The 23,099-nt window shown below is 61.6% G+C and carries 20 protein-coding genes, 3 pseudogenes and 1 other annotated feature; of the genes and pseudogenes, 16 read left to right on the top strand and 7 right to left on the bottom strand.

The annotated features are described in order from the left end of the window. Positions 1–3: 3 nt before the first annotated feature. The 4 genes from J2Y63_RS30855 (at position 4) to J2Y63_RS30840 (ending at position 6,763) form a co-directional block, all read left to right on the top strand. Positions 4–789 carry a FadR/GntR family transcriptional regulator gene (locus J2Y63_RS30855; protein WP_435269142.1) on the top strand — a complete coding sequence of 262 codons (786 nt, stop codon included), beginning with the start codon at positions 4–6 and terminating at the stop codon, positions 787–789. Between the two features lie 126 nt (positions 790–915). Further along, a complete protein-coding gene (locus J2Y63_RS30850) occupies positions 916–2,691 on the top strand; it encodes an N-acetylglutaminylglutamine amidotransferase (protein WP_435269141.1) in 1,776 nt (591 codons plus the stop codon). A gap of 1 nt (position 2,692) precedes the next feature. After that, on the top strand, positions 2,693–4,480 hold the full coding sequence (gene ngg / locus J2Y63_RS30845) for an N-acetylglutaminylglutamine synthetase (RefSeq protein WP_435269140.1): 1,788 nt from the start codon (positions 2,693–2,695) through the stop codon (positions 4,478–4,480). Between the two features lie 3 nt (positions 4,481–4,483). Then, positions 4,484–6,763 carry a mechanosensitive ion channel domain-containing protein gene (locus tag J2Y63_RS30840; RefSeq protein WP_435269139.1) on the top strand — a complete coding sequence of 760 codons (2,280 nt, stop codon included), beginning with the start codon at positions 4,484–4,486 and terminating at the stop codon, positions 6,761–6,763. On the opposite strand, the pseudogene J2Y63_RS30835 reads toward J2Y63_RS30840, so the two are convergent. After that, a pseudogene (locus J2Y63_RS30835) lies at positions 6,753–7,213 on the bottom strand (IS3 family transposase); the annotation flags it as partial. The gene J2Y63_RS30840 and the pseudogene J2Y63_RS30835 overlap by 11 nt on opposite strands. Then, positions 6,969–7,085 (bottom strand) — a sequence feature (AL1L pseudoknot). It overlaps the preceding pseudogene by 117 nt. After that, positions 7,210–7,650, bottom strand: coding sequence for a hypothetical protein (locus J2Y63_RS30830; protein ID WP_435269138.1), 441 nt, complete (start codon positions 7,648–7,650; stop codon positions 7,210–7,212). The gene J2Y63_RS30830 and the pseudogene J2Y63_RS30835, both read right to left, overlap by 4 nt. Before the next feature lie 167 nt (positions 7,651–7,817). Between J2Y63_RS30830 and J2Y63_RS30825 the strand changes: the two genes are divergently transcribed. Both J2Y63_RS30825 and J2Y63_RS30820 read left to right on the top strand, forming a co-directional pair. Next, positions 7,818–9,347 carry a sensor histidine kinase gene (locus J2Y63_RS30825; RefSeq protein ID WP_435269137.1) on the top strand — a complete coding sequence of 510 codons (1,530 nt, stop codon included), beginning with the start codon at positions 7,818–7,820 and terminating at the stop codon, positions 9,345–9,347. 17 nt (positions 9,348–9,364) lie between these two features. Beyond that, on the top strand, positions 9,365–9,724 hold the full coding sequence (locus tag J2Y63_RS30820) for a response regulator (protein WP_256119122.1): 360 nt from the start codon (positions 9,365–9,367) through the stop codon (positions 9,722–9,724). A 346-nt stretch (positions 9,725–10,070) separates the two neighbouring features. Here J2Y63_RS30820 and J2Y63_RS30815 read toward each other — a convergent pair whose 3' ends face one another. Both J2Y63_RS30815 and J2Y63_RS30810 read right to left on the bottom strand, forming a co-directional pair. Then, on the bottom strand, positions 10,071–10,439 hold the full coding sequence (locus tag J2Y63_RS30815) for a hypothetical protein (protein ID WP_435269136.1): 369 nt from the start codon (positions 10,437–10,439) through the stop codon (positions 10,071–10,073). Then, positions 10,436–11,479, bottom strand: a complete 1,044-nt coding sequence (locus tag J2Y63_RS30810; RefSeq protein ID WP_435269135.1) for a substrate-binding domain-containing protein — start codon at positions 11,477–11,479, stop codon at positions 10,436–10,438. The genes J2Y63_RS30815 and J2Y63_RS30810 overlap by 4 nt, the downstream gene beginning before the upstream one ends. A gap of 139 nt (positions 11,480–11,618) precedes the next feature. Between J2Y63_RS30810 and J2Y63_RS30805 the strand changes: the two genes are divergently transcribed. The 3 genes from J2Y63_RS30805 to J2Y63_RS30795 are packed head-to-tail and all read left to right on the top strand — an operon-like array spanning position 11,619 to position 15,087. After that, entirely contained in the window at positions 11,619–12,986 is a 1,368-nt protein-coding gene (locus J2Y63_RS30805; protein WP_435269134.1) for a uracil-xanthine permease family protein, read from the top strand. Continuing rightward, complete coding sequence (locus tag J2Y63_RS30800) at positions 12,983–14,383, top strand: amidohydrolase family protein (protein WP_435269133.1); 1,401 nt, start codon at positions 12,983–12,985, stop codon at positions 14,381–14,383. Before J2Y63_RS30805 ends, J2Y63_RS30800 begins: the two co-directional genes overlap by 4 nt. Continuing rightward, positions 14,380–15,087, top strand: coding sequence for a sulfite exporter TauE/SafE family protein (locus J2Y63_RS30795; RefSeq protein WP_256119126.1), 708 nt, complete (start codon positions 14,380–14,382; stop codon positions 15,085–15,087). Before J2Y63_RS30800 ends, J2Y63_RS30795 begins: the two co-directional genes overlap by 4 nt. Before the next feature lie 227 nt (positions 15,088–15,314). Here J2Y63_RS30795 and J2Y63_RS30790 read toward each other — a convergent pair. From J2Y63_RS30790 to J2Y63_RS30780, 3 genes and pseudogenes are all read right to left on the bottom strand, one after another. Next, positions 15,315–15,571: pseudogene (locus J2Y63_RS30790) on the bottom strand (hypothetical protein); the annotation flags it as partial. An 18-nt stretch (positions 15,572–15,589) separates the two neighbouring features. Further along, a pseudogene (locus J2Y63_RS30785) lies at positions 15,590–15,721 on the bottom strand (IS5/IS1182 family transposase); the annotation flags it as partial. Between the two features lie 339 nt (positions 15,722–16,060). Beyond that, positions 16,061–16,312, bottom strand: coding sequence for a hypothetical protein (locus J2Y63_RS30780; RefSeq protein WP_435269164.1), 252 nt, complete (start codon positions 16,310–16,312; stop codon positions 16,061–16,063). On the opposite strand from J2Y63_RS30780, the gene J2Y63_RS30775 reads away from it, so the two are divergent. The 7 genes from J2Y63_RS30775 (at position 16,200) to J2Y63_RS30745 (ending at position 23,091) form a co-directional block, all read left to right on the top strand. Further along, positions 16,200–17,144 carry a flavin reductase gene (locus J2Y63_RS30775; protein WP_435269162.1) on the top strand — a complete coding sequence of 315 codons (945 nt, stop codon included), beginning with the start codon at positions 16,200–16,202 and terminating at the stop codon, positions 17,142–17,144. The genes J2Y63_RS30780 and J2Y63_RS30775 overlap by 113 nt on opposite strands. Positions 17,145–17,157: 13 nt before the next feature. Next, positions 17,158–18,669, top strand: coding sequence for an aldehyde dehydrogenase (locus J2Y63_RS30770; RefSeq protein ID WP_435269132.1), 1,512 nt, complete (start codon positions 17,158–17,160; stop codon positions 18,667–18,669). A 23-nt stretch (positions 18,670–18,692) separates the two neighbouring features. Next, positions 18,693–19,766: an LLM class flavin-dependent oxidoreductase gene (locus J2Y63_RS30765; RefSeq protein WP_435269131.1), complete on the top strand. Its 1,074-nt coding sequence runs from the start codon at positions 18,693–18,695 to the stop codon at positions 19,764–19,766. After that, on the top strand, positions 19,763–20,605 hold the full coding sequence (locus J2Y63_RS30760) for an alpha/beta fold hydrolase (RefSeq protein ID WP_435269130.1): 843 nt from the start codon (positions 19,763–19,765) through the stop codon (positions 20,603–20,605). Before J2Y63_RS30765 ends, J2Y63_RS30760 begins: the two co-directional genes overlap by 4 nt. After that, entirely contained in the window at positions 20,602–20,916 is a 315-nt protein-coding gene (locus J2Y63_RS30755) for an NIPSNAP family protein (protein ID WP_256119130.1), read from the top strand. Before J2Y63_RS30760 ends, J2Y63_RS30755 begins: the two co-directional genes overlap by 4 nt. A gap of 74 nt (positions 20,917–20,990) precedes the next feature. Beyond that, positions 20,991–22,178 carry a quaternary amine ABC transporter ATP-binding protein gene (locus J2Y63_RS30750; protein ID WP_435269129.1) on the top strand — a complete coding sequence of 396 codons (1,188 nt, stop codon included), beginning with the start codon at positions 20,991–20,993 and terminating at the stop codon, positions 22,176–22,178. Beyond that, a complete protein-coding gene (locus tag J2Y63_RS30745) occupies positions 22,171–23,091 on the top strand; it encodes an ABC transporter permease (RefSeq protein WP_435269128.1) in 921 nt (306 codons plus the stop codon). Before J2Y63_RS30750 ends, J2Y63_RS30745 begins: the two co-directional genes overlap by 8 nt. Positions 23,092–23,099: the final 8 nt, after the last annotated feature.

The following is a 23,099-nucleotide window of genomic DNA, read 5'->3' as shown; positions in this document are numbered from 1 at the left end:
GGCATGCCAGGCATCAGGGAAAAACGCAGCACGATCGGCGAAGATGGCAAACGCCTCTTCACGCCCGCCGGCAAGACGAAGCGGCGGCCCGAGGCGATTGCCGACCGGATGAAAGATTATATCCGCTCGGAAGGCCTCGCCCCCGGCGACCGCCTGCCACAGGAGCGCGAACTGATCGATCGGTTCAAGGCGGCCAAGGGCACCGTGCGGGAGGCCATGAAGACGCTGGAGACGCAAGGCATGGTCTTTACGCGCAGTGGCCCAGGTGGCGGCGCGTTCGTTGCCGCGCCCTCCGCCCAGCACGCCATGGAGTTGCTGTCGACCCACTTCTTCTTCGACCAGCCGAGCCTGTCCGACATCTATGCCATCCGTAAGGCGCTGGAGCCCGAAATAGCGGCCCTGCTTGCGGGCCGGGTGACGGCCGAGCAACTCGCTTTGCTGGAAAATACGATCCGCATCTACGATCATCCGCCGGGCGATCCCGACGAGCAGTATCGCCAGCGCGTGGCAGAACTCGACTTCCACTCGCAACTCGCACAGATCTGCCCCAACCCGTTGCTCGGGTTCCTCTGCGGGCTGATGCACAACCTGTTACGCGAGTTGCCGTTGGCGCGAAGGATCTATTCCGATCCGGCGTCCAGCTCCCGTGAGGAAGGACTGTCCTTCCAGTATCGCCTGATGGCCGCGTTGAAGGACGGAAGGACGGACGATGCGCGCCGCATCGCCGCCGAGCATATGGCATTCGCTGAGGACTATATGCTGGCGCGTGCAAAGACGATCGGGGGATGAAGTCAGCTCCGGAAGGGAACATCGTGCCGCGTCGGACATTGGGTTTTCATACGACGTCAGGGCCGTGGAGCTTTTCACGGCCCTGACGTCGCATTTTGTACCAACAATGGAGGTTTTGCCCAGTATATGTGTGGAATTTGCGGAGAAGTCAGGTTCGATGGCGGGTCACCGTCGGTTTCAGCGGTCTCGATCATGGCGGACGTTCTCGCGCCTCGCGGGCCGGATGGATCGGGTGTCGTGGTTCGAGGGAATGTGGGACTCGGACACAGGCGATTGCGCATCCTCGACCTGTCCGACAAGTCGCAGCAGCCAATGGTCGATCCCGACCTCGGCTTGTCGATGGTCTTCAACGGCTGCATCTACAATTTTCGTGAACTCAGGTCGGACCTCGAAGCCAAGGGCTATCGGTTCTTCTCCGACGGCGATACCGAAGTCATCCTAAAGGCATGGCATGCCTGGGGCGAAGACTGCGTTTCGCGCTTCCACGGCATGTTCGCCTTTGTCATTCATGAACGCGACAGCGGCCGCGTCATCATGGCTCGCGACCGCTTCGGCATCAAGCCGCTCTATGTCGCGGAAGTTGCGGGGGCCGTGCGCTTTGCATCCAGCCTGCCGGCGATCGTGAAGGCAGGTGGTGTCGATACGTCGATCGACAAGATGGCCCTGCACAACTATATGACCTTCCATGCAGTCGTGCCGCCGCCGCGCACCATCCTGAACGGCGTGCGCAAACTACCCCCCGCGACGATCCGCATCTTTGGACGCGATGGCAGTTTTGAGGATCGCCGCTACTGGGATCCACCATACCGGCGCCAGCCCGCCGATGCCGCGATCCGGCGTGAGGACTGGCAGGCCCAGCTTCTCGAAGCCCTTCGCCTCGCGGTCAAGCGTCGCATGATCGCCGACGTGCCCGTTGGCGTACTGCTTTCCGGCGGGGTCGATTCCAGTCTGATCGTCGGTCTGCTCGCGGAAGCGGGCCAACATAATCTTATGAGCTTTTCCGTCGGCTTTGAGGAGGCCAATGGTGAGAAGGGCGATGAGTTTGTCTATTCGGATCTCATCGCCGAACATTTCGGCACAGATCACCACAAGATCTTCGTGCCTTCATCTGACCTGATGGGGGCGTTGCCTGGCACGATAGCGGCAATGTCTGAGCCCATGGTGTCATACGATAATGTCGGATTCTACCTGCTCTCCAAGGAGGTCTCGAAGCACATCAAGGTCGTGCAGTCCGGCCAGGGTGCGGACGAGGTTTTTGGCGGCTATCACTGGTATCCGCCTCTGGTCGACTCCAACGATGTCGTCGCCGATTACGGCAAGGCATTCCGCGATAGATCGGATGACGTTCTGCGAACACAGTTGTCGGAAGCGTGGATCGCGGATCACGATGCCAGCGGCGCATTGCTTAGAGAGCATCTGCTGCGAGACGGCGCCGATACGCCCGTCGACCAGGCGCTCCGTCTCGACAGCAATGTCATGCTGGTCGATGACCCCGTGAAGCGCGTCGACAACATGACCATGGCCTGGGGGCTGGAAGCCCGCGTGCCCTTCCTCGACCATGAGCTGGTGGAGCTTGCCGCGCGCATTCCGCCGGAAGAGAAGCTGCGCGACGGCGGCAAGGGCATCCTCAAGGACGTGGCCCGCAAGGTCGTTCCAAGCGAGGTGATCGATCGCAAGAAGGGCTATTTCCCGGTTCCGCAGCTCAAATATATCGCCGGTCCCTATCTCGACATGATCCGCGACACGCTGCATTCGCAGAAGGCGCGCGAGCGCGGCTTCTTCCGCGAGGACTATCTCGACCGTCTGCTCCTCAAGCCGTCGGACCACATCACGCCGCTGCGCGGCTCCGAACTCTGGCAGGTCGGGCTGCTGGAAATGTGGCTCCAGGCCCAGGGGGTTTGACATGAAGAAGGCAGGGGATGCGACTTCGCCGCGCCAGCGCAGCAAGGGAACCAAGGCAGTCACCCATCGACTGAAGCAGTTGCGCACGCGCGCCCAGCCCGGCCGGCATGTCGGACGGCCGGAAACCTCCGGCACGCAGAAGAAGGATGTGGTGCTGGACTGCGGGTGGGGGCGACTGGTCTTCGCCCAGACCTTTTCCGACCACGAGACGCTGTTGTCGGAGCTGCGCGACGAAGCGCCGTCCAGCCGGGATATCGCATTCTATGTGCGTGATCCGCATGTGCTTCTATCGCGGGCGCCGCAGGAGATTTTCCTCGACCCCTCGCACACATTCCGGCTCAACCTGTCGACCTATCGGGCAAAACCGCGCCGCATGCGCGGCATCACCATCCGCCGGCTGGCGACCGAGGTCGATGCCGAGGGCATCAATCATGTCTATGCCGCCTGCGGGATGGTGCAGATCCGCTCGGACTTCTTCTCCTCCGAACGGGACAACCGGTCGCTCACCTATTTTGTCGCCCAGGACGATGCCTCCGGCGAGATCGTCGGCACGGTGACGGGCATCGATCATCAGCGGCTGTTCGACGATCCGGATCGGGGGGCCTCGCTCTGGTGCCTTGCCGTGCATCCGCATGCGCGCCAGCCCGGGATCGGCGAGAAGCTGCTTTGCAAGCTGGCCGAACATTTCCAGGCGCGTGGCCTCTCCTATGTCGACCTGTCGGTGATGCACGACAATGAACTGGCGATAAAACTGTACGAGAAACTCAACTTCCAGCGCATGTCGCTCTTCACCGTCAAGCGGAAGAACGCCATCAACGAGAAGTTCTTCGCGATGCCGCATCAGTCCTACGATGCCCTCAACCCCTATGCGCGGCTGATCGTGGACGAAGCGACGCGGCGCGGCATCCATGTGGATATCACGGATGCCGGAGGCGGGTTCTTTCGCCTGACCCATGGCGGCCGATCCATCCATTGCCGCGAGAGCCTCTCGGAACTGACATCCGGGGTGGCGATGTCGATCAGCGACGACAAGGCCATCGCGCGCCGCATCGTCTCGTCTGCGGGCCTTGCCGTCCCGGAGCAGATCGAGGTGGGTGAAGACAGAACGGCCCTTCAGGCCTTTCTGGAAAAACACCGCAAGGTTGTGGTAAAGCCCGCGCGCGGCGAGCAGGGGCGCGGCATCTCGATCGGCATCACGACGATGGAAGGGCTGGACGCGGCGATCGCCTCGGCGCGCCAGGTCTGCGAGCGGGTGTTGCTCGAAGCGTGTTTCGAGGGGCAGGACCTGCGCCTCGTGATCATCGATTATGCGCTGGTCGCCGCCGCCGTGCGACGTCCGCCCGCCGTCATCGGCGATGGCCACAGCACGATTGCCTGCCTCATCGAGCGGCAATCCCGCCGCAGGCAGGCCGCGACAGGCGGAGAGAGCCGGATCCCGATCGACGCGGAAACAGAGCGCTGCCTTGAAGGGCAGGGGCTGAATCTCGAAACCGTGCTCGACGAAGGGCGTGAGATCACGGTGCGCAAGGCCGCAAACCTGCATACCGGCGGGTCGATCCACGATGTCACGGACACGGTGCATTCGGATCTTGTCGCAGCCGCCTGCCGGGCCGCACGCGCAATCGACATTCCGGTCGTCGGCATCGATTTCATGGTCCGCGATCCCTCGCAACCGGATTATGTGTTCATCGAGGCCAATGAACGCCCGGGCCTTGCCAATCACGAACCGCAACCGACGGCGGCCCGCTTTGTCGACCTGTTGTTTCCCGGCACGCGCACGATGGCCTGACCCATGGAACTTCCCTTGATGAGAACCGTCCTTCTTCTGATCTTCATGCTCGTTGCAGGCATCATGCCCGCGGCCGCGCAGCAATCCCTCCTGCCGGGCGCCACCCAGGACCAGCCGGCCGAGGCTGCGAAGCTTCAGGATCTCATCGACGTCCTTCGCGACGACAAGACACGCGAGACGTTCCTTGGTGAGTTGCAGAAAGCCGCGAATGGTGAAAAGGCGCTTTCCGCCGATGCCGCGCAACCGCCGGCGGCACAGGATACTTCGCTCGGCCAGAAGATCGCGGAGGTCACACGACAATCCGCCGAGAGGGCTGTTTCTTCAGTCATCGTCTTCTCAAGGCAACTGGCGGCCGCGCCGGCAACATTTGCCAATCTGAGCGGTGCGGAAGGCGAAGTGCTGTTGCGTACGTTGCGCGACCTAGCCCTCGTGATCGTCGTCACCTACGGGGTCTTCATGGCCTTGCGCCTGGTTACGCGGCGGATCGACCGTTCGTTCGGAAAACGCTCCGCCTCGGCCGGGTTTTTCGAGAAGGCCATTCTCATTGCAGCCTCGGCCGCGCTCGATATCGGCATTGTCGTTGTCGCATGGGGCGCCGGATATGTGGCGGCGCTCACGGTCTTCGGCGAGTTGGGGCGCATGGATATCCAGCAGACGCTCTACCTGAATGCGTTCACGGTGGTACAACTGGCGAGGGTGGCGATCAGAACCGTCCTTTCGCCCTCGGCCGGCGAATTGCGGCTGGTGCGCATATCGGATGAGGCCGCCCGGAAAACCAGTCGGATCCTTGGCTGGATCGTCAGCATTCTCGGCTATGGGCAGCTTCTCCTCCAGCCGGTTCTCTCGCAAGCGGTGTCCCTCGCTTCCGGTCGGGCGATCTCCGCACTCGTCGCGCTCATTGCCCTGATCATCGCCATATCGGCGACCTTCATGAACCGCCAGGCGGTGACCGACTGGCTCCTGACGACCCCGGACCACAGCCCCCGCCACCGTCAGGCCCGCTTCATGGCGACACGCTGGCATTGGCCGGTGCTCGTTTATCTCGCATTCCTCTTTTTCGTCGTGCTGATCGGGCCGGCCGAACGGCTGTTTTCCGTGCTGGCCGCGAGCGCCCAGGCCTTTGCAGCCATCATCATCGGCTTTGTCGTCGCGGACTGGCTGGCGCGCACGGTGACGCGTGGCGTTCGGCTGCCGGTCAATGTCAACGAACGCCTTCCGCTTCTCGAAAGACGCGTCAACGGTCTCGTTCCGCGCTTCCTGACGATCCTTCGCATCGTCATCCTGGCGGTGGTTCTCGGGATCGTGCTTTCGGCGATGGGTATTTTCGACATCGCGACGATGATGCAATCGCGCATCGGGCTGGCCTTCACCAGCGCGATCGCCTCGGTCTTCGTCATCCTGCTGGTCGCCTATATCTTCTGGCTCGCGTTGACGTCCTGGGTCGACTATCGTCTGAACCCTGCCTTCGGCTCCATTGCGACCGCACGCGAGACAACTCTACTCACACTCCTCAGAAATGCGGCGACCATCGCGATCGTAGTGATCGCTCTCATGTTTTCGCTTTCGCAAATGGGACTGGATATCGCGCCACTTCTGGCATCCGCCGGCGTGATCGGTCTGGCGATTGGCTTTGGCGCTCAAAAGCTTGTGCAGGACGTCATCAACGGCGTGTTCATTCAACTCGAAAACGCGATCAATGTGGGTGACGTGATCACGGTCGGCAGCACGACGGGCACGGTAGAGCGATTGACGATCCGCTCTGTCAGCCTGCGAGACGTTCGGGGCGCGTACCACATTATTTCGTTCTCCTCGGTGGAGATGGTCACCAATCTCATGCGTGACTTCTCCTACCATGTCGGCGATATTGGTATCGCCTACCGCGAGGATGTCGAGATCGCTCGCGCGGCCCTGTTTGATGCATTCGAGGAACTGCGTGGTGATGCGGAGATCAACGGCGTCATTCTGGGCGAGATGGAATGGTTTGGCGTGCAGGAGCTTGCCGACAGTGCTGTTATCTTGCGCGTGCGTATCAAGACGCTGCCCGGGAAACAATGGGCTGTTGGTCGGGCTCTTAATGGCGCAGTAAAACGCGTATTCGATGCACGCGCGATCGAAATTCCGTTTCCGCATCAGACGATCTATTTCGGGGTCGACAAGAACGGAGAGGCTCCGCCCGCCTTTGTGTCCATGCGCGAGCGAGAGCCTGCCCGTAAGGACCCCCGTAAAGTCAAGTCGGCCAAAGTGTCGGAAATCGCGTCAGATGCTGAAGATCTTGAGAACTGAGGCGGCGATCGAGCCGAGCGACCGTGCAGCGGGCGATGTCGTAGCGTTCGCGTTGCAACTGCCGCCAGACTTTACGCACGCCGTAGACCTGGAAGTTATCATTGAACACCCGACGTATCTCTATCTTCAGGCCGCTATCGCTGCGGGCGCGATCCGACAAGCGGTCCACATCCTGGCGCTTGGCGACGTTCTCGTAGTAGGTTGATGGGGCAATCGGCAAAAGCCTGCAGATCGGCTCGACCCCGAACACGCTACGGTGTTCGTCAATGAACGAGATCATCGCTTGAAGGGGCGGTCGAGCGCCGCCATTGCGAAATAAGCAGACGCCTTGCGCAAAATCTCGTTGGGCTGACGAAGTTCGCGGTTCTCCCGCTCAAGAGCCTTCATCTTCTCGGCTGCGTCGCTCGGCAAGCCTGCTCGTTTGCCGCTGTCGACCTCGATCTTCCTCACTCCGTGCCGCCAATCGAGAGCGGCACCAGCAGCACTTCCGGCAGCTCGATATTCGCGTCAGATACCCAACTGTAGGCCCATTCCTGATGACTTGCGAGCGTGGGGCGAAGTGTATCAAGTGTCACGCCACAAGGGCTGTAATTGCGCGGAGTCGTTGCACCTTCGAAGGCAGCAAGCTCTCCGCACATATGAAGCCATCGGAATGACTTGCCAGCTTCATCATGGATGCTCAATCCTGCCGACTCGCCGCCGGTCATCTGCATCGCGAGTTGGACGAAGCGTGGAAGCACGGCATCCGGATCGATAACCATCCGTGCCGCCAGGTCCTGAATTGCAATCTTTTCCTTCAGGAAATCGGCGCGTTCGACTGGCCTGCTTTCCAGTTCGTCCGTTATGAATATCTTGGAAAAGAGGTCTTGTGGAATGTTCTGCAGCATGGTCGTGGTGCGCCCCGCCGCGCAGAAACTTTCATTTTCCAATCTCTACAGCACTAGCGCCATTCATTCCAGCGATACAGTGACTGGAACAATGGCGCGCCGAGGCTTCCCAAAGTTCGGGTGAAATGTAATGGTGTTTGTCTGGTTAAAACTCAAGAAAGCAAAGCGTGCCGCCGCCTCCTTACACAACAGATGCGACGCGCCTTGCAAGCCTCGCCAGTTACGACATCCTCGATACGCCACCCGAGCAAGGTTTTGACGACATCGTCGGCCTTGCGTGCCTTCTCTGTGAAACACCAGTCGCTCTCGTGAGCCTTGTTGCCGGGAACCGCCAGTGGTTCAAGGCGAGGATCGGCTTCGAGCCATGCGAGACCGATCTCGACCGCTCGGTCTGCGCTCATGCTCTTGTCGAGGATGATCTTCTCGTTATCACAGACCTCAGGAATGACGAACGAACGCGTGAAAACCCCCTTGTTACCGGCGAGCCGCACATCCGTTTCTATGCGGGAGCACCGCTTCGCGACGTTGATGGAAACGTCCTTGGCAGTCTCTGCGTCATAGACGGCACACCGCGCCCTGGAGGACTAACGGCAAGCCAGGCCGATGGACTGAGAGCCCTGGCCCGTCAGGTCATGACGCAAATGCATCTGCGAAAGGCTGTCCTGGAACGTGATACTGCGATGTCGCGTCAGAAGGAGGGCGACCGGAAGCGGTACGAAAGCGAAGAACAGTACCGGCTTTTGTTTGAAGCCATTGAGGATGGTTTTTGCATCGTCGAGATGAAATTCGATGGTGACGTCCCTACCGATTATCGCTTCGTCGAGATCAATCCAGCATTTGCGACCCAGACAGGTTTGGTGGACGCTCAGGGCAAGTGGATGCGCGACCTCGCTCCAAATCATGAGCAACATTGGTTCGATATTTATGGCGGCGTCGCGCTTAGTGGCGAGCCGGTGCGGTTCGAGCACGTCGCCAAAGAGTTGAGTGAACGCTGGTTTGACGTTCACGCGTTTCGCGTTGGCGACCCGAATAGCCACCGTGTCGGTATCCTTTTCACGGACAAATCTGAACGGAAGGAAGCGGAAAACCTGAAATGGCTTGCAGAGGAGGCACAGACCGTTCGCAACGAGGAACTCAGCCATCGCATGAAAAACACCTTTGCCATGGTCCAGGCGATTGCCACGCAGACCCTGCGCAGCGTCGCCGACCGAGCCCCCGTTGGTGCATTCACGGACCGGCTTCACGCGCTCTCGACCGCACATGATGTCCTTCTGCAGCAAAGTTGGTCGAATGCGAGCCTTGGTGATGTTGTCAGCGCGGTCCTCGCGAACTTCATGAGTGCGAAGAACCTGGCGGTCGATGGGCCTTCGGTTGACCTTGGTCCAAGAGCCACGCTGTCTATCTCTCTTCTTTTGCATGAACTTGCCACCAATGCGACCAAATACGGCTCACTCCTGAACCCGGACGGCCTCGTCATAGTCACCTGGCACCTGCGAGACCTCGGCGGCGAAGATGAGCTGGTGTTCAATTGGAAGGAGAAAGGCGGACCTCCTGCCGTCGAACCGAATGGCAAGGGATTCGGTTCGAAGCTGATTCGTATGGGTTTGATTGGAACAGGTGGCGTTGACGTTCGTTTCGAACCATCGGGCTTTGAAGCCGAATTCCATGCACCACTCGCTCAGGTGCAAATGTCCTAGAGCGACGGAGCATTCTTATGTCCTCAGCAATCATTCTTGTGGTCGAAGACGAGCCTCTTCTGCGGATGGCCGCGATAGATTTGATTGAATCGGCTGGGTTCGAAGCAGTGGAAGCTGCCGATGCCACTCAGGCGGTGGAAATTCTGCAAAACCGTCTGGATATCTCGATTGTATTTACCGACATCGATATGCCGGGCGGTATCGACGGACTGTGTCTCGCCGCCATGATACGCGACCGTTGGCCGCCCATTCATGTGATCATCACCTCCGGCCACACCAAACCACCACAGGGTAGCTTGCCGTCGGACGTGGTGTTCTTTTCCAAGCCTTATCGCGAAGAAGAGGTAATTGCGACGATGATGCGAATGGCGGCGTAGTCTCGACATCCGAGCTCTTGGAGAAGTTCAGCCCCGTCAGGGATTGGCTACGGCCGCTCGACAAGTTGCCAACGAGCCACCGCTTACGAAAAACTTTGCAGAAAGGGAGATTGATTGCCCGACAGCTGCGGCGTGGAAACGCTGTTGACGGGAACTGGTTGCGGCTGATGCGTCGATTAAAAGGGCCGCCTTCCTCCAGAAACCGGACCCCGTACGACCTTCGCGCGCAGCAAACAGACACGCGTTGAAACGGGCCTTCCAGGCCACACTAACAGATTGTGAGGATGGAGCTTGTTTCTGGGAATGGGCAGCTTTGTTCGCATTATCTATTGACACGCCAACACGCTCACGGAAGCAACCTTAGGCTTTCCAGCCGCCTGCCGAGTTCGGGCATTGTATTCTTGCGTCGATGCCCGCTCATAATTTCTACAGCCCGCTTGGAAATGGCCTGGGCCGTATCAACCGCCGGCCAAAAGCCCGTAACTCTCTGGATATCGCGGGCGGCCAGCAGAAACATTTCTTTGGGAACTGCTTGGTCGCTCGAAAGAGCGGCATATTCCTTGCAGACACCGGCAACCGTCTTAAGTGAAAGACCGATCTTTTGCGCGATTGCGACATAGGTCAGGCGGCGTACGCAAAGCGCCAAAATGCTGATCCAGTAGGATTGCGTGATTGAAAGAGGCTTTCTACAGAGCGCTGGTTCGGGTCCCATCAAGAGCGAGATCGCCCGTCTGGCGATCTCGCTGAATTTGATCTTTTCGACGTCGCCGATGACGGCCGGACGACAAGGGTGGGCGGGGCGAGTGCCTGCGGCGTGGCCGCTCCGTCTCCCAGATGCGCTAGAAGTAAGTCGACCGCGGCGGCTGCGACGTGATCGAGGTGAAGGTCGACTGCGGTGAGCGGAGGCGTCGCCAGTTTGGCGCGCATGCCGTCGTAGCGGGTGGCAAGGCGGAGGTCTTCAGGAACTCTGCGACCCAAAGCCCGCGCCGCGTCCAGAACGCCGGTCGCGAAGGCATCGACCGGCACGCACAGGGCCGAAATGGAGGGTTCTGCACGCAGGAGGCGTTCGGCGGCTTCGGCGGCAGCCTGCTCACCGCCATTTTCATCTATCCGGATCGCGGTGGGGGAGGCGCCTGTCTCTTCTATCCGCGCCGCATAGGCGGCTTCCATCTCGATATAGGAGTTGCGCCGCTGCTGGCCGGTGATCAGGCCGACATTGCTGTTGCCGGAAAAGAGATGATCAAGCAGAAGCCGCGCCGTCGCACCGCTCTGCAGGTCCACGAAAGGCAGCTCGTCCCGACCCGGCGCGCGGCCGATGCACACGATATTCACGCCGCGATCGGAAAAGAAGTCCAGGACCGGATCGTCACGTTCCGGCTCCACGACGATCGCGCCGTCCACTTCGAGCGCTTCCAGGCTGTCACGGGGCCCAAGTGGCGGCACGAGACAAAGGGATATGCCGCGTGAAAAGGCGGTAACGGCTGCGGCTGCGGCGATTTCCATCAGGAAGCCCAGCCGGGAGGGGCCTGCGGCTACGGCGAACGGCATGGATGAGACGAGGGCGATGGATCCTGCCCGTCCGGTTCGCAAACGCTGGGCGCGGTGATTGGGACGGTACCCGATCTCCTCTGCGAGCGCTTCGATGCGCCTGCGCGTTTCCGGCTCGACATGCCGCCGTCCGCTGAAGGCATGCGACACGGTGGTGACGGATACGCCTGCGGCGCGCGCAAGGTCGGTGATCGTCGGTTTTCCCATGATGCCTCCAGCGGCATTCGTCCTAGCACGTCGAAAGCGTTCAAGCAAAACGATTTGCAAAAGGTAAAAAGCGTGATAGGAAATGCGCAATGCAAAACGATTTGCATGAGCGGCTTGAGGAGGCCGGGAGGAGGAAATCATGAAAAGTGAATGGAATAGCGTGGTCGATCCAGCCGACGAGAAGCTGCCTTTGCGCAGCCTGATGCTGTTTGGCCTGCAACATGTGTTGGTGATGGCAGCGTCGCCGATCACCGCAGTCTTTCTCGTCAGCAAGGCGCTCGGTTTTTCCGACGCGGTGACGGTATCGTTGATCAGTGCAACATTCTTCGTCTGCGGTCTGGGCTCGATGCTGCAGAGCTTCGGACCGAAGGGGTTTGGCGCGCGTCTGCCATTCGTCATGGTACCCGGTGGTGCGCCCATCGCCATTTTTCTGGCGATCGCGCAGCAGACGGATGTTCAGACGGCCGTCGGCGCGGTCATCATGACGGCGCTGTTCTACTTTCTCGCTCTGCCGGTCTTTCGCCGGCTGCTCCGATATTTTCCGCCGATCGTCGTTGGAACCATGCTTCTGCTGGTCTCCGTCAATCTCGTGCGCATCTATGGCGTGACGATTACCGGCAAACCCGGAACGGAGAGTTTTGCCGCGCCGGTCGAAGTGGGGCTCGCTCTCATTACAATCGTTCTGACGATCATCGCCGCGCGCGTCTTTTCCGGCACGCTTCAACGGCTGGCCGTCATGCTCGGCCTTGTCGGAGGCTCGCTCGTCGCGTTTGCGCTCGGCCATATCGACATGTCCGGCGTGTTTTCCGGCCCAGTGATCGCCGTTCCGCAGTTGTTTCCCTTCGGCATGCCGAAATTCGATCTCATCGCCGCCATTCCATTGATCGTTTTCTCGATCATTTCCATGGCGGAAGCGACCGGCCAAACCATTGCGACGGCCGAGATTGTCGGGCGGCGTGGTGACGCGCATGCCATCGTCCCGGCAACCATTCGTGGCGACGCGCTGATGTCGCTGGTCGGCGGCCTGTTCGGCACATCGCTGATCATCACCAGCGGCGAGAATGTCGGCATCGTGCGGGCGACCAATGTCAAATCGCGCTATGTGACGGCGATGGCCGGTGCGATTCTCGTGTTGATCGCCCTGTTTGCACCGATCGGACGTATGGCGACGGCCTTGCCGGAGGCAGTTGTCGGCGGCACGGCGGTGATCGTGTTCTCCATCATTGGCGTCATCGGCATCGATCTCCTGCGCCGCGTCGATCTGCGGGAGCATGGGCCGATGTTCACGCTCGCCTCCGCGCTGTCGCTCGGGCTGCTGCCGATCTTAGTGCCGGGTGTCTACAGTCAATTCCCGCAGTGGGTCCAGATGATCCTCGGCAATGGTCTTGCCGCCGGCACCATCACGGCCGTCGTCGTCAATGCCCTCTTTTCCAATCACGGCGCCGGCCGTAATTCCAAGGAGACGGCGCCTTCCCTGCAAAGCGCCGCCCAAGGAGCAAGCGAGTGAGCGCGATCCGCGAAAAACTGTCCAGAACCGGTGATCTCCTCCTGCATCCCGGTCAGGTTCTGCTGCCGGAAGGGCCCTGCGCCAGCATGGCGGTGGTCGTGCGAGGCGGAACGTTCAACAGGATCGATACCGTAGAGATCGTGGCGCGAGACTATCCGGATCTGACGCCGGTCGATCTGCCCGATCACCTGCTGATGCCGGGCTTCGTCGACACGCATACGCATCTCACCCAGTCGCTCGGCAAGTCACTGGTCTTCGGCGAGCCGTCGGAAATTTTCCGGCGAATCTGGGTGCCGCTGGAGGGCAGCCTGGACGAGCGCATGGTCTATCTCTCGGCGAAGCTCGCCGCGCTCGAATGCCTGCGGGGCGGTTTCACCACCGCTGTCGATGCTGGTACGCGTTCGCAGGGCCATGTCGGCGCGCTGGTCCGGGCAGCGCGGGAGGTTGGGCTTCGCAGCGTGGTGGGCTTCATCTGCAACGACCTTGGCGGAACCGCGCAGATACCTGACGCCGACGTCATTTTGAGCCAGGCCGAAGAACATCTCGCGACCTACAGGCAGGATCCGTTGATCCATCCGTCGCTCGCGATCTCCATTCCGGAAGCAGCGAGCGACGGGATGCTGACGGCGGTGTCCGACATGGCGGCGGCGAACGGGGTCGTGTTCCAGACCCATGTCAACGAACACCTCGTCGCCGTCGAGCGCTCTCTCGTGGCGCGTGGGCGCCGGCCGATCGACCATCTGGCCCATCTCGGAGCCCTTGGTTCCCACGTCCTGCTTGCGCACTCGACGCTCATCACGCCGCATGAACTCAACCTCCTGCAGAAGACCGATACCGCCGTCGCCTACAATCCGGTGGCGAGCCTCTGGAAAGGGAATGCGGTGGCGCCGGCACTGCAGATGGCGGCACTCGGCATTCGCTTCGGGCTGGGCACGGATGGAACGCGCGCCGATGGCTTCCGGCTGATGGATGCGGGCGAGGGGCTGCAACGCGCCGGTTTCGGCCTCATGACGGGTGATTCGTCCTGCGGTGGCGGCTGGCTCTGGCTCGATCGGGCGACGACGGGCGCCGCGAACGCCGCCGGTCTTTCGGGCCTGACCGGCGCTATCGTTGAGGGACTTGCCGCCGATTTTCTGCTCGTCGATCTCGACCGGCCGGAGTTCACGCCCACGCATGATCTGATGTGGGAACTTGTGCGTTACGGCAACCGCGACCAGATCGACGCCGTCTTCACCGGCGGGCAGCTACGGCTGTGGCAGGGCTGGCCGGTCGATTGGGATGCGCGAGCCTTGCTGGCAGAGGTGCGTGGCGATACGGCCGCCGCTATCGCGAAAGCGCCGATCCAGCGCATTCACCCGGTTTCGCAAACCCATCGCAGTCTCGGACACTATCAATGAGCATGAGCCTCCTCGCCATACTGGCGATCGTGACCTTCATTTCCGCTTTCATCCAGGGATCGCTCGGAATTGGCTTCGCGCTGATCGTCGCGCCTGTCGTCGGGATGCTGAAACCCGACCTCCTGCCCGTTACCCTATTGCTACTGATGCTGCCGCTCAATCTGCATGTTGCGGTGCGTGAGCGCGACCATGTCGACTGGTCGGGCGCCAAATGGATTACGGTCGGTCGCTTTGCGGGTACGTTCGCAGGTCTATGGCTGCTGGCTGCCCTTTCGGTCGACCAACTCGACCTCGCCGTCGGCATCTTCACGGTGGTTGCCGCGGGTGCGGCCCTGGTCGCCCCGCCGTTCTCGCCGAACAAGCCGAGCGCCCTGGGCGTCGGCCTGTTTACCGGCGTGACCGAAACCGCCACCGGCATCGGCGGACCGCCGCTCGCTCTTCTTTACCAGCACGCCAAAGCGCCGGTTCTGCGGGCGACAGTTGCGCTTTGCTTCTTCGTCGGCGAGATCATGTCGCTGGTCGTATTGGCTTTTTCCGGGCGCATCGGGTCCGAACAGCTGCTGGCCGCGCTCTACCTGACGCCGCCGGTCCTCCTGGGCAGCGCCGCCTCCCGACTGGCGCATCACCGCATCGGCGGGCGCGGGCTGCGGCTCGGCGTACTGGCATTCGCCATCGTGAGCGGGCTGTTTCTTATCCTGCGCTGAAGCGTTGATTGGCCGCGCAATGGGGGGCCGATACTCCGTTCATGGTCGACCGTCAGCGCCGAGCTGCGGAAAATGTTGTCTACCACAGTGTGTTTCGTGCAGCCCATTCTCGGAAATGGCTTCCAAGTGCTTTGTTCGAGAATGCTTCCATTCGCGTGCATCGCAGTACCCAATTCGACTTTGAAAGCTCCCAGCCCGTCGACCAGACCCGTTTACGGGAACTGACGTCAGAGGTTCCTGCTTGTGAGGGGTGGGGATTCGAGCTTACGCGGCCTTCCAAATCTGGCGGCCAGTGCAGCCTTGTCTTGTGGCAGGAAGCGACCGTAGTGTTGCTGCACGACATCGAGCGTGCCTTGAACGGCATAGCTCGCCTGCTCGTAGGACCCGGTCTGCTTCAGAATATGCGTCGCAAGAATATCCCGCGGGTTATGCGGGCCATGCAGCAGCAAGCCCTTGTTGCACCTCGCCCCGCGTAGGGATTGTAGCGCTCGTGGACAAAGGGTATCCATAGTTTGACTGCTGCGATGGTGACGAAGCCAAGGTAGGATTTCTTGGTCTTGTCGTAGCGGGTGGCAACGCGCCGCCAGTTCTTGAGCTTGTTGAAGAGCCGTTCGATCTGGTTGCGCCATTTGTATTTGGCTTTGAGTGACGCATTACGTTTTACTCAGATGCAGCTGTATATCGGTGCCTAGAAATGCACATCAAACCTGTGCATTGCCGCAAACGCGGTCGCCCGAGGCACATGAGTTTTATAAAGTCGCGTTTTGCTGAAAGAATGTCTTTTCAGATGCTTAAGCTATCTGGGCGACGGCTGGGCCGTCCATATCCACCAGATCGGGTTTGAGCCAAATCGGCAGGCGCCTCGCGTGAGGCGCTGGTGGAGATGATCGAGGGTGCCGGCTATACCGCGAGTTCACCTCATGGCGCACGACTAAGTGTCGCTGCCTCTCGGTGCACTATGGAATTCCTCTCCTCATTTTGAGGATAATAATCGCATCTGCTGCTCTTTTTGAAGGAAGATAAGATCGTCCGCCCTCGTATCCTCCTCTCCACAACCGAGCGTGGGAGGAGCGATCGTGAGCGAAACGGAAAGAGCACCGGCCAATTGGACCATCGACTCCGTCGAATTGCGCCGTGCATTCGGCACCTTCGCAACCGGGGTGACGATCATCACCACGTTGGATGAAAGCGGCGCGCCGAGAGGCATGACGGCGAATTCTTTCACATCCGTCTCGCTCGATCCGCCTCTCGTTCTTATCTGCGTTGGAAAGTCGGCGGCGAGCTGCGAAGTCTTCGAGAAATGCAGCGCCTTCGCGGTCAATGTCCTGCATGAACGGCAGGCTGGCGTTTCCAGCATCTTTGCCTCGAAGTCCGCCGACAAATTCAGCAATGTCGACTATTGCGCCGTGCACACCGGAGCCCCGGTGCTGACGGACAACCTCTCCTGGTTCGACTGCACGGTCTATGACAAGCACGCCGCCGGTGATCATCTCATCCTGGTCGGTCAGGTCCAGGCCTTCGGGGCCAGTCCCGCAGCGCCGCTGGCGTTCTGCCGGGGACGTTATGCGCATATCCAGAACGCGCTGCCGGATGGTTGGCTTCCCTCGCGCGGCATGATCACCGGTTACCTCATCGAAAAGGAGGGCAGCGTGCTCCTGCGCTGCGACGCCGAGGGTCGGCTTCTTCTTCCGGTGGCGAGCAAGCGCAAGCCTGGAAGCCGGCTGGAGCTCGCCGATGGGCGGGAGATCGAGATCCTGCCGGATACGGCTTTCCTCTATTCGGTGTTCGACGTCGCCGACAGCGATCCCGGTTACCTCGTCTATCGCGCGGCCCTGGCACCGGGCTTCAGCCCTCAGGACCTGCCGCCGGAACTGCAATTCTTCCCGCTCGACGATCTCCCGGACGACCGGGTGGCGAGCCAGGAGTTGAGGGCCGTTCTGCGGCGCTACGCCCGTGAACGCCTCGACCATCGCTTCGGCATCTATGTCGGGCATCCCGAGGGCGGTCGCATCGCGATGCTCGAGGCCGAAACCCCTTCGAATTCCTTCCAACCATGATTGCGAGACTGCCATGAAGCGAGCCGTAAGCTCTCTCGAAGGATCCCGTCAGGGACTTTATATCGGCGGAAAGTGGCTTGAGCCGAAGAGCGGCGAATACCTGCCGAGCTACGATCCAACCACCGGCCGGCAATGGTACGAGTTCGCCGATGCCGGTGCGGACGATGTCAACGCGGCCGTGCGGGCCGCCCAGGATGCCTTTGTCGATCCGAAATGGCGACGCATGACGCAGACGGATCGCGGCAAGCTGGTCCGCAGGCTGGCGGAGCTGTTCCTGGAAAACGCCGATACGCTCGCGGAAATCGAGACCCGCGACAATGGCAAGTTGATCAAGGAGATGCGTGCGCAGATGCGCGCCCTGCCGGACTCCTACACCTATTTTTCCGGCATGGCCGACAAGCTCCAGGGCGATACCGTGCCTGTGAACAAGCTCGACATGCTGAACTTCACGATGCGCGAGCCCATCGGCGTGGTGGGCATGATCACGCCCTGGAATTCGCCGCTGATGATGCTGACGGGCACGCTGGCGCCATGCCTTGCGATCGGTAACACCGTCGTCATCAAGCCGTCCGAACACACCTCCGCCTCCACGCTGGCGCTGATGGAGCTCATCGAGGAAGCGGGCTTTCCGCCCGGCGTCGTCAATGTCGTGACCGGTGCCGGCCGCACGGCGGGCGAGGCGCTGGTGCGCCATCCGGGGCTTGCCAAGGTCGTCTTTACCGGCAGCACGGAAACCGGACGCAAGATCGCCGCGAATGCGGCGGCCAATCTCGTTCCCTGTCAGATGGAGCTTGGCGGCAAGTCGCCGCATGTCGTCTTCGGTGACGTGGACATCGAGCGGGCCGTCAATGGCGTCGTGGCCGGCGTCTTCGCCGCGGCGGGGCAGACCTGCGTCGCCGGTTCGCGCTGTTTCGTCGAGCGGTCGATCTACGACCGTTTCGTCGAAGCGCTGGTCGAGCGCACGAACCGCATCGCGATCGGCCATCCGATGAGCGAGACGTCCGACATCGGGCCGCTCGCGCTTTCGGAGCAGGTCACGAAGGTGAAGACCTATGTCGCCTCGGGCCTTGCCGAGGGCGCACGGGTCGCGGCCGGCGGCAAGCAGCCCCGGCGCGAGGATCTCGCGGATGGCTGGTACTTCGAGCCGACCGTGCTGACCGACGCCAGCAACGACATGGGATTCATGCGCGACGAGCTGTTCGGGCCTGTCGTCGGCGTCATGCCCTTCTCCTCGGAAAGCGAGATGATCGCGCTGGCGAACGACACGCGCTACGGGCTCGCCTCCGGCATCTGGACCAAGGATATCGACCGCGCGATGCGCTTCGCCCGCGCCGTCGATGCGGGAACGGTGTGGATCAACACCTACCGATCCGCCTCCTTCATGTCGCCGATGGGGGGCTTCAAGGAAAGCGGCTACGGCCGACGCGGCGGTTTCGACGTCATGCGGGAGTTCTCGCGCGTGAAGAACGTGGTGCTCGATTATTCGGGCGCGATGCAGGACCCCTTTGTCATTCGCCTGCGCTGAGCGCGGTTTCTTCGGAGTTGAACATGAAATTCTCAGTCTCTCTCTATCTCGAGCGCAAATCGCCCGACATGCTTATGACCGAGGTGGCGCAGAATGCGCTCGCGCTTGCCAAGCTGTCCGACCAGGGCGGTTTCGAGATGATCTGGACCGCCGAACACCACACGATCGAGCTGACGGTCGCGCCCAATCCGTTCACCTTCCTCACCTGGATCGGCCAGCATACCGAGCAGATCCGCCTTGGCACGGCGACGGTCGTCGCCCCCTATTGGAGCCCCATCCGGCTGGCCGGTGAGGCGGCGCTCTGCGACCATCTCACGGGCGGGCGTCTGGAACTTGGCATCGCGCGTGGCGCCTACCAGTACGAGTTCGACCGCATGGCCGGCGGCATCCCGCAGCAGCAGGGCGTCGCCTACATGAAGGAGCTTGTTCCCGCAGTGAGGAAGCTGTGGGAAGGCGACTATGCGCATGCCGGCGAGATCTGGAATTTCCCGACGGCGACATCCGTGCCCAAGCCGCTCCAGCAGCCGCATCCGCGCATCTGGGTGGCTGCGCGCGATCCGGGGACGTTCGATTGGGCAATCGCGCAAGGGGCCAACATCCTGTCGACCCCGCTCGCCGCGCCGAATTCCGAAATCGCGGTGCTCGGCGAGAAGTTCAGGAAGGCCTGCGCCGACCATCCGGAAATGCCGCGTCCGCGGTTCATGATGCAGCGCCGCGCCTGTCTCTACACGAAGCCGGAGGAGCGGGAGACCGCGATCCGTTGCAGCATGGAATACGGCCGGCTCTTCGAAAACCTCTTCCAGAACCTTGGCGCAGTCACCAACGGTTTTCCCGAAGCGGTGCCTTACGAGGCCGTCGCCGGCAAGGAGAATTACGATCCGGAGAACATCGAGCGGAATTTCCTCTTCGGCACGCCCGACGAGGTGATCGAGAAACTGCTCGACTACGAGGCCGCCGGCGTGGACCAGGTGAGCCTCGGCATCAACTTCAACGTTCCTTTCGAGCTGCAGAAGAAGACGATAGAGCTCTTCGCCAGGGAGATCATCCCGTTCTTTGCTGCGAGGGAAAGCCGGTCCGCGTTGGAAGCCGCGCAATGAGCGATCTCGAACACATCACGAACGATGTGGCGATCCGCTACAGGATCCACGGCGACGGCCCCGAGCCGCTGCTGTGCATCCACGGGGTCGGCGCGTCCGGTGAATCCTGGGATGACGTCGCCGCGCGCCTGCCGGATCGCTTCACCATCGTGACATTTGACCTGAGGGGACACGGGCGGTCGACGAAGGTGAAGGGGCGTTATGAAATTGACGATTTCGTCGACGATGCGCTTTCGCTTGCCGACCATGTCGGGTTTTTCGATTTCAACCTTGCCGGCTTTTCCCTTGGCGGGCTGATCGCCCAGCGCATGGCGCTGACGCACGCCTCCCGGGTGCGCCGCCTGTTCCTGTTTTCGACGGTGGCGAACCGGACCGAGGAGGAGCGCGAGCGGGTTCTTGCGCGGTTGCACGCGCTGAGGACGACCGAGCGCGGATCGCACTACGATGCGTCCATGTCCCGCTGGTTTTCCGATGCGTTTCGCGCGGCAAACCCCGAGCTTATGGCGCAACTGCGCGCGCAGAACGCCAAAAACGACCCAGAAAGCTACGCCGCTGCCTATCGCGTGCTGGCGGAAACCGATTTCGGCGGCCTGCTCGACCAGATTCGCTGCCCGACGCTGATCGCCACCGGCGAGCATGACATCGGGTCCAACCCGCGCATGGCGCGTACCATGCATGAAGCGATCGTCGGCTCGGAGCTGGCCATTCTGGAGGGCCTTCGGCATTCGATCCTCGTCGAGGCGCCGGATGTCGTCGCAAGCCTCATCGGCACCTTCGTAAGCGGCAAGACGGTCCGCCGACGGACGTCCGATGCGTTGCGGGAGGAGCGCGCGCGATGATCGTCGAGGAGCGCAGCTACCGAATTCGTGGCGGAATGATGGGCGCCTACCTTCGCTTAGTGGAAGAGGAGGGGTTGGCCATCCAGCAGCCAATCCTGGGCGATCTCGTCGGCTATTTCGTCACCGACATCGGCCCGCTCAATCAGGTCGTGCATCTCTGGCGATATCAGGACCTGGAGGATCGGACGCAGCGGCGCAAGCGCCTTGCCGATGATGAACGATGGCAGGCGTTCACGCCGCGGCTTTCCGCCTGTATCGCGCAGATGGACAACAGGATACTCATTCCGACCGCATTTTCGCCGATGAAATAGGGCGCCCGGTCGGGCGGTGAAGGCAAATGCCGGAGACGGGAACCTCCGGCGGGCATCGAACTGGGATAGGGAACATGAGCGAGCGGCTAAAGATAGACAATCTCTACAAGATATATGGCGGCGCCCCCGAGCCCGCGATTTCCCGCCTCCGCAACGGGGCGACGAAGGACAGGGTCCTGGCTGAAACCGGCCTGGTGGTGGGGCTGAACAATGTCAGCCTCTCGATCGAATCGGGCTCGATCTACATGATCATGGGCCTGTCCGGCTCGGGAAAATCCACCCTTGCGCGCTGCGTCAACCGGCTGAACGAGCCGAGTGCCGGCAAGATCCTGCTCGATGGGCGCGACCTCGTGGCGCTTGACGAACAGGCGCTGCGTGAGGTGCGGCGCACGCGCGTCTCGATGGTGTTCCAGCACTTCGCCCTGCTGCCCAACCGCACCGTCCGGGAGAATGTCGAGTTCGGCCTGAAGCTGCGCCGTATCGCGCCGGCCGTGCGCCGCCGCAAGGCGGAGGAGATTCTCGCCGTCGTGGGCCTCGCGGCCTGGGGGGAGCGGATGCCGCACGAACTGAGCGGCGGCATGCGCCAGCGCGTGGGGCTTGCCCGTGCGCTGGCGACCGATGCCGACGTGCTCATCATGGACGAAGCGTTCAGCGCGCTCGATCCGCTGATCCGCGCGGAAATGCAGGATGAGCTGCTGCGCCTCCAGCGCACGCTCCAGAAGACCATCCTCTTCATCACGCACGATTTCCAGGAGGCGCTGAAGCTCGGCACGCGCATCGCCATCATGGCCGACGGAGAGGTCGTGCGGGAAGGCGAACCGCAGGACATCGTGCTCGATCCGCAAAGCGACTATGTCGCGGAGTTCACGCGCGACGTCGATCGGTCCCGGGTGTTCGACGTCCGCTCGGCCATGTCGGCTGCTGCAGCCGCCGATCTCATCGGTGGGCATCGCGTGGTGCTCTGCGCAAATGGTGGCTTCGCGATTGATGGGCACGGCCGCATCAAGGGACACATCGCCCGCGCAAGGATCGACGATCTGCGCGCCGGCGCCGATATCGCGCCCCTCATGGCGTCGAGCTTCAGCGCCATCTCCGCGGACGCCAAGCTGCTCGATGTGTCCCGCGTCTTCACGGCGGGCCAGCCTGTCGCCGTCCTGGATGATGACGATTGCATCATAGGCACGGTCTCGCCGGAAGCGGTTCTGCGCCAGCTGTCCTCCTCTCCCGCCGCGCTGAAAAGCAAGGAAAAAGCACATGTTTGACGCAAACGATCTCGCAGTCCTGCCGGTCGCCCGCTGGATCCAGGCCGGCGTGGAGTGGCTTTCCTACAATTTCCGGCCGGTCTTCATCGCCATCAAATGGCCGATCGAGAACGGGCTTGCGCTGACCGATGCGGCACTGCAATCGGTGCCGTTCCCGATCACGGTGCTGCTTTTCTCGGCGGTTGCATGGAAGCTGGCCGGCCGGTCGACCGCGCTCTTCACGGCCGTTTCGCTGGTCGTGATTGCCGCCCTCGGCGTCTGGTCCGAGGCCATGACGACGCTCGCGCTGATCGCGACCGCCATCGTCGTGTGCGCGGTGATCGGCATCCCTGTCGGCATCTGGTCGGCGCGCAACGACCGGGTGTGGAACGTCGTCCGGCCGATCCTCGACATCATGCAGACGACGCCCACCTTCGTCTATCTCATCCCCGTCGTCATGCTCTTCGGCGTGGGCACGGTTCCCGGCGAGGTCGCGGTGATCGTGACTGCCGTCCCCCCGCTGATCCGCTTCACCAATATCGGCATCCGCCAGGTCGACAAGGAGATCGTCGAGGCCGGGCATGCCTTCGGCGCCGACTCGCGCCAGTTGCTCTGGGAAATCCAGCTTCCGCTGGCGGTGCCAACCATTCTCGGCGGTCTGAACCAGACCGTTCTGACCGCCATGGTCATGTCCGTGGTCATTGCGATGATCGGTGCCGAAGGGCTTGGTTTGGTCGTGATGCAAGGGCTTGGCCGGCTTGACGTGGGCCATGCAGCCATCGGCGGCATTGCGATCGTGCTGCTTGCGATGATCCTCGACCGCGTCACCCAGGGCATGGCCTCCAGGAGCGGACGGCCGAACCGATCGGCTGCGAAGGCCGGATTCTGGGCGAGGCTTTTCTTCCCGCACAGGCTGGAGGAGATCAAGACCTAAGGATCATC

Origin of the sequence: Shinella sp. BE166, from assembly GCF_051201095.1 — a bacterium.
Lineage (GTDB): Bacteria > Pseudomonadota > Alphaproteobacteria > Rhizobiales > Rhizobiaceae > Shinella > Shinella lacus.
The sequence above is the reverse complement of the archived record's forward strand: the minus strand, read 5'-3'. Positions and strand labels throughout refer to the sequence as shown.

Bases quoted from the DNA above. Each gene is read 5' to 3' on its own strand.
- J2Y63_RS30765 (WP_435269131.1), top strand. From the start codon at position 18,693: ATGAAATTCTCAGTCTCTCTCTATCTCGAGCGCAAATCGCCCGACATG.
- J2Y63_RS30760 (WP_435269130.1), top strand. From the start codon at position 19,763: ATGAGCGATCTCGAACACATCACGAACGATGTGGCGATCCGCTACAGG.
- J2Y63_RS30805 (WP_435269134.1), top strand. From the start codon at position 11,619: ATGAAAAGTGAATGGAATAGCGTGGTCGATCCAGCCGACGAGAAGCTG.
- J2Y63_RS30745 (WP_435269128.1), top strand. From the start codon at position 22,171: ATGTTTGACGCAAACGATCTCGCAGTCCTGCCGGTCGCCCGCTGGATC.
- J2Y63_RS30810 (WP_435269135.1), bottom strand. From the start codon at position 11,479: ATGGGAAAACCGACGATCACCGACCTTGCGCGCGCCGCAGGCGTATCC.
- J2Y63_RS30840 (WP_435269139.1), top strand. From the start codon at position 4,484: ATGGAACTTCCCTTGATGAGAACCGTCCTTCTTCTGATCTTCATGCTC.
- ngg (WP_435269140.1), top strand. From the start codon at position 2,693: ATGAAGAAGGCAGGGGATGCGACTTCGCCGCGCCAGCGCAGCAAGGGA.
- J2Y63_RS30795 (WP_256119126.1), top strand. From the start codon at position 14,380: ATGAGCATGAGCCTCCTCGCCATACTGGCGATCGTGACCTTCATTTCC.
- J2Y63_RS30755 (WP_256119130.1), top strand. From the start codon at position 20,602: ATGATCGTCGAGGAGCGCAGCTACCGAATTCGTGGCGGAATGATGGGC.
- J2Y63_RS30855 (WP_435269142.1), top strand. From the start codon at position 4: ATGCCAGGCATCAGGGAAAAACGCAGCACGATCGGCGAAGATGGCAAA.
- J2Y63_RS30830 (WP_435269138.1), bottom strand. From the start codon at position 7,650: ATGCTGCAGAACATTCCACAAGACCTCTTTTCCAAGATATTCATAACG.
- J2Y63_RS30850 (WP_435269141.1), top strand. From the start codon at position 916: ATGTGTGGAATTTGCGGAGAAGTCAGGTTCGATGGCGGGTCACCGTCG.
- J2Y63_RS30750 (WP_435269129.1), top strand. From the start codon at position 20,991: ATGAGCGAGCGGCTAAAGATAGACAATCTCTACAAGATATATGGCGGC.
- J2Y63_RS30770 (WP_435269132.1), top strand. From the start codon at position 17,158: ATGAAGCGAGCCGTAAGCTCTCTCGAAGGATCCCGTCAGGGACTTTAT.
- J2Y63_RS30820 (WP_256119122.1), top strand. From the start codon at position 9,365: ATGTCCTCAGCAATCATTCTTGTGGTCGAAGACGAGCCTCTTCTGCGG.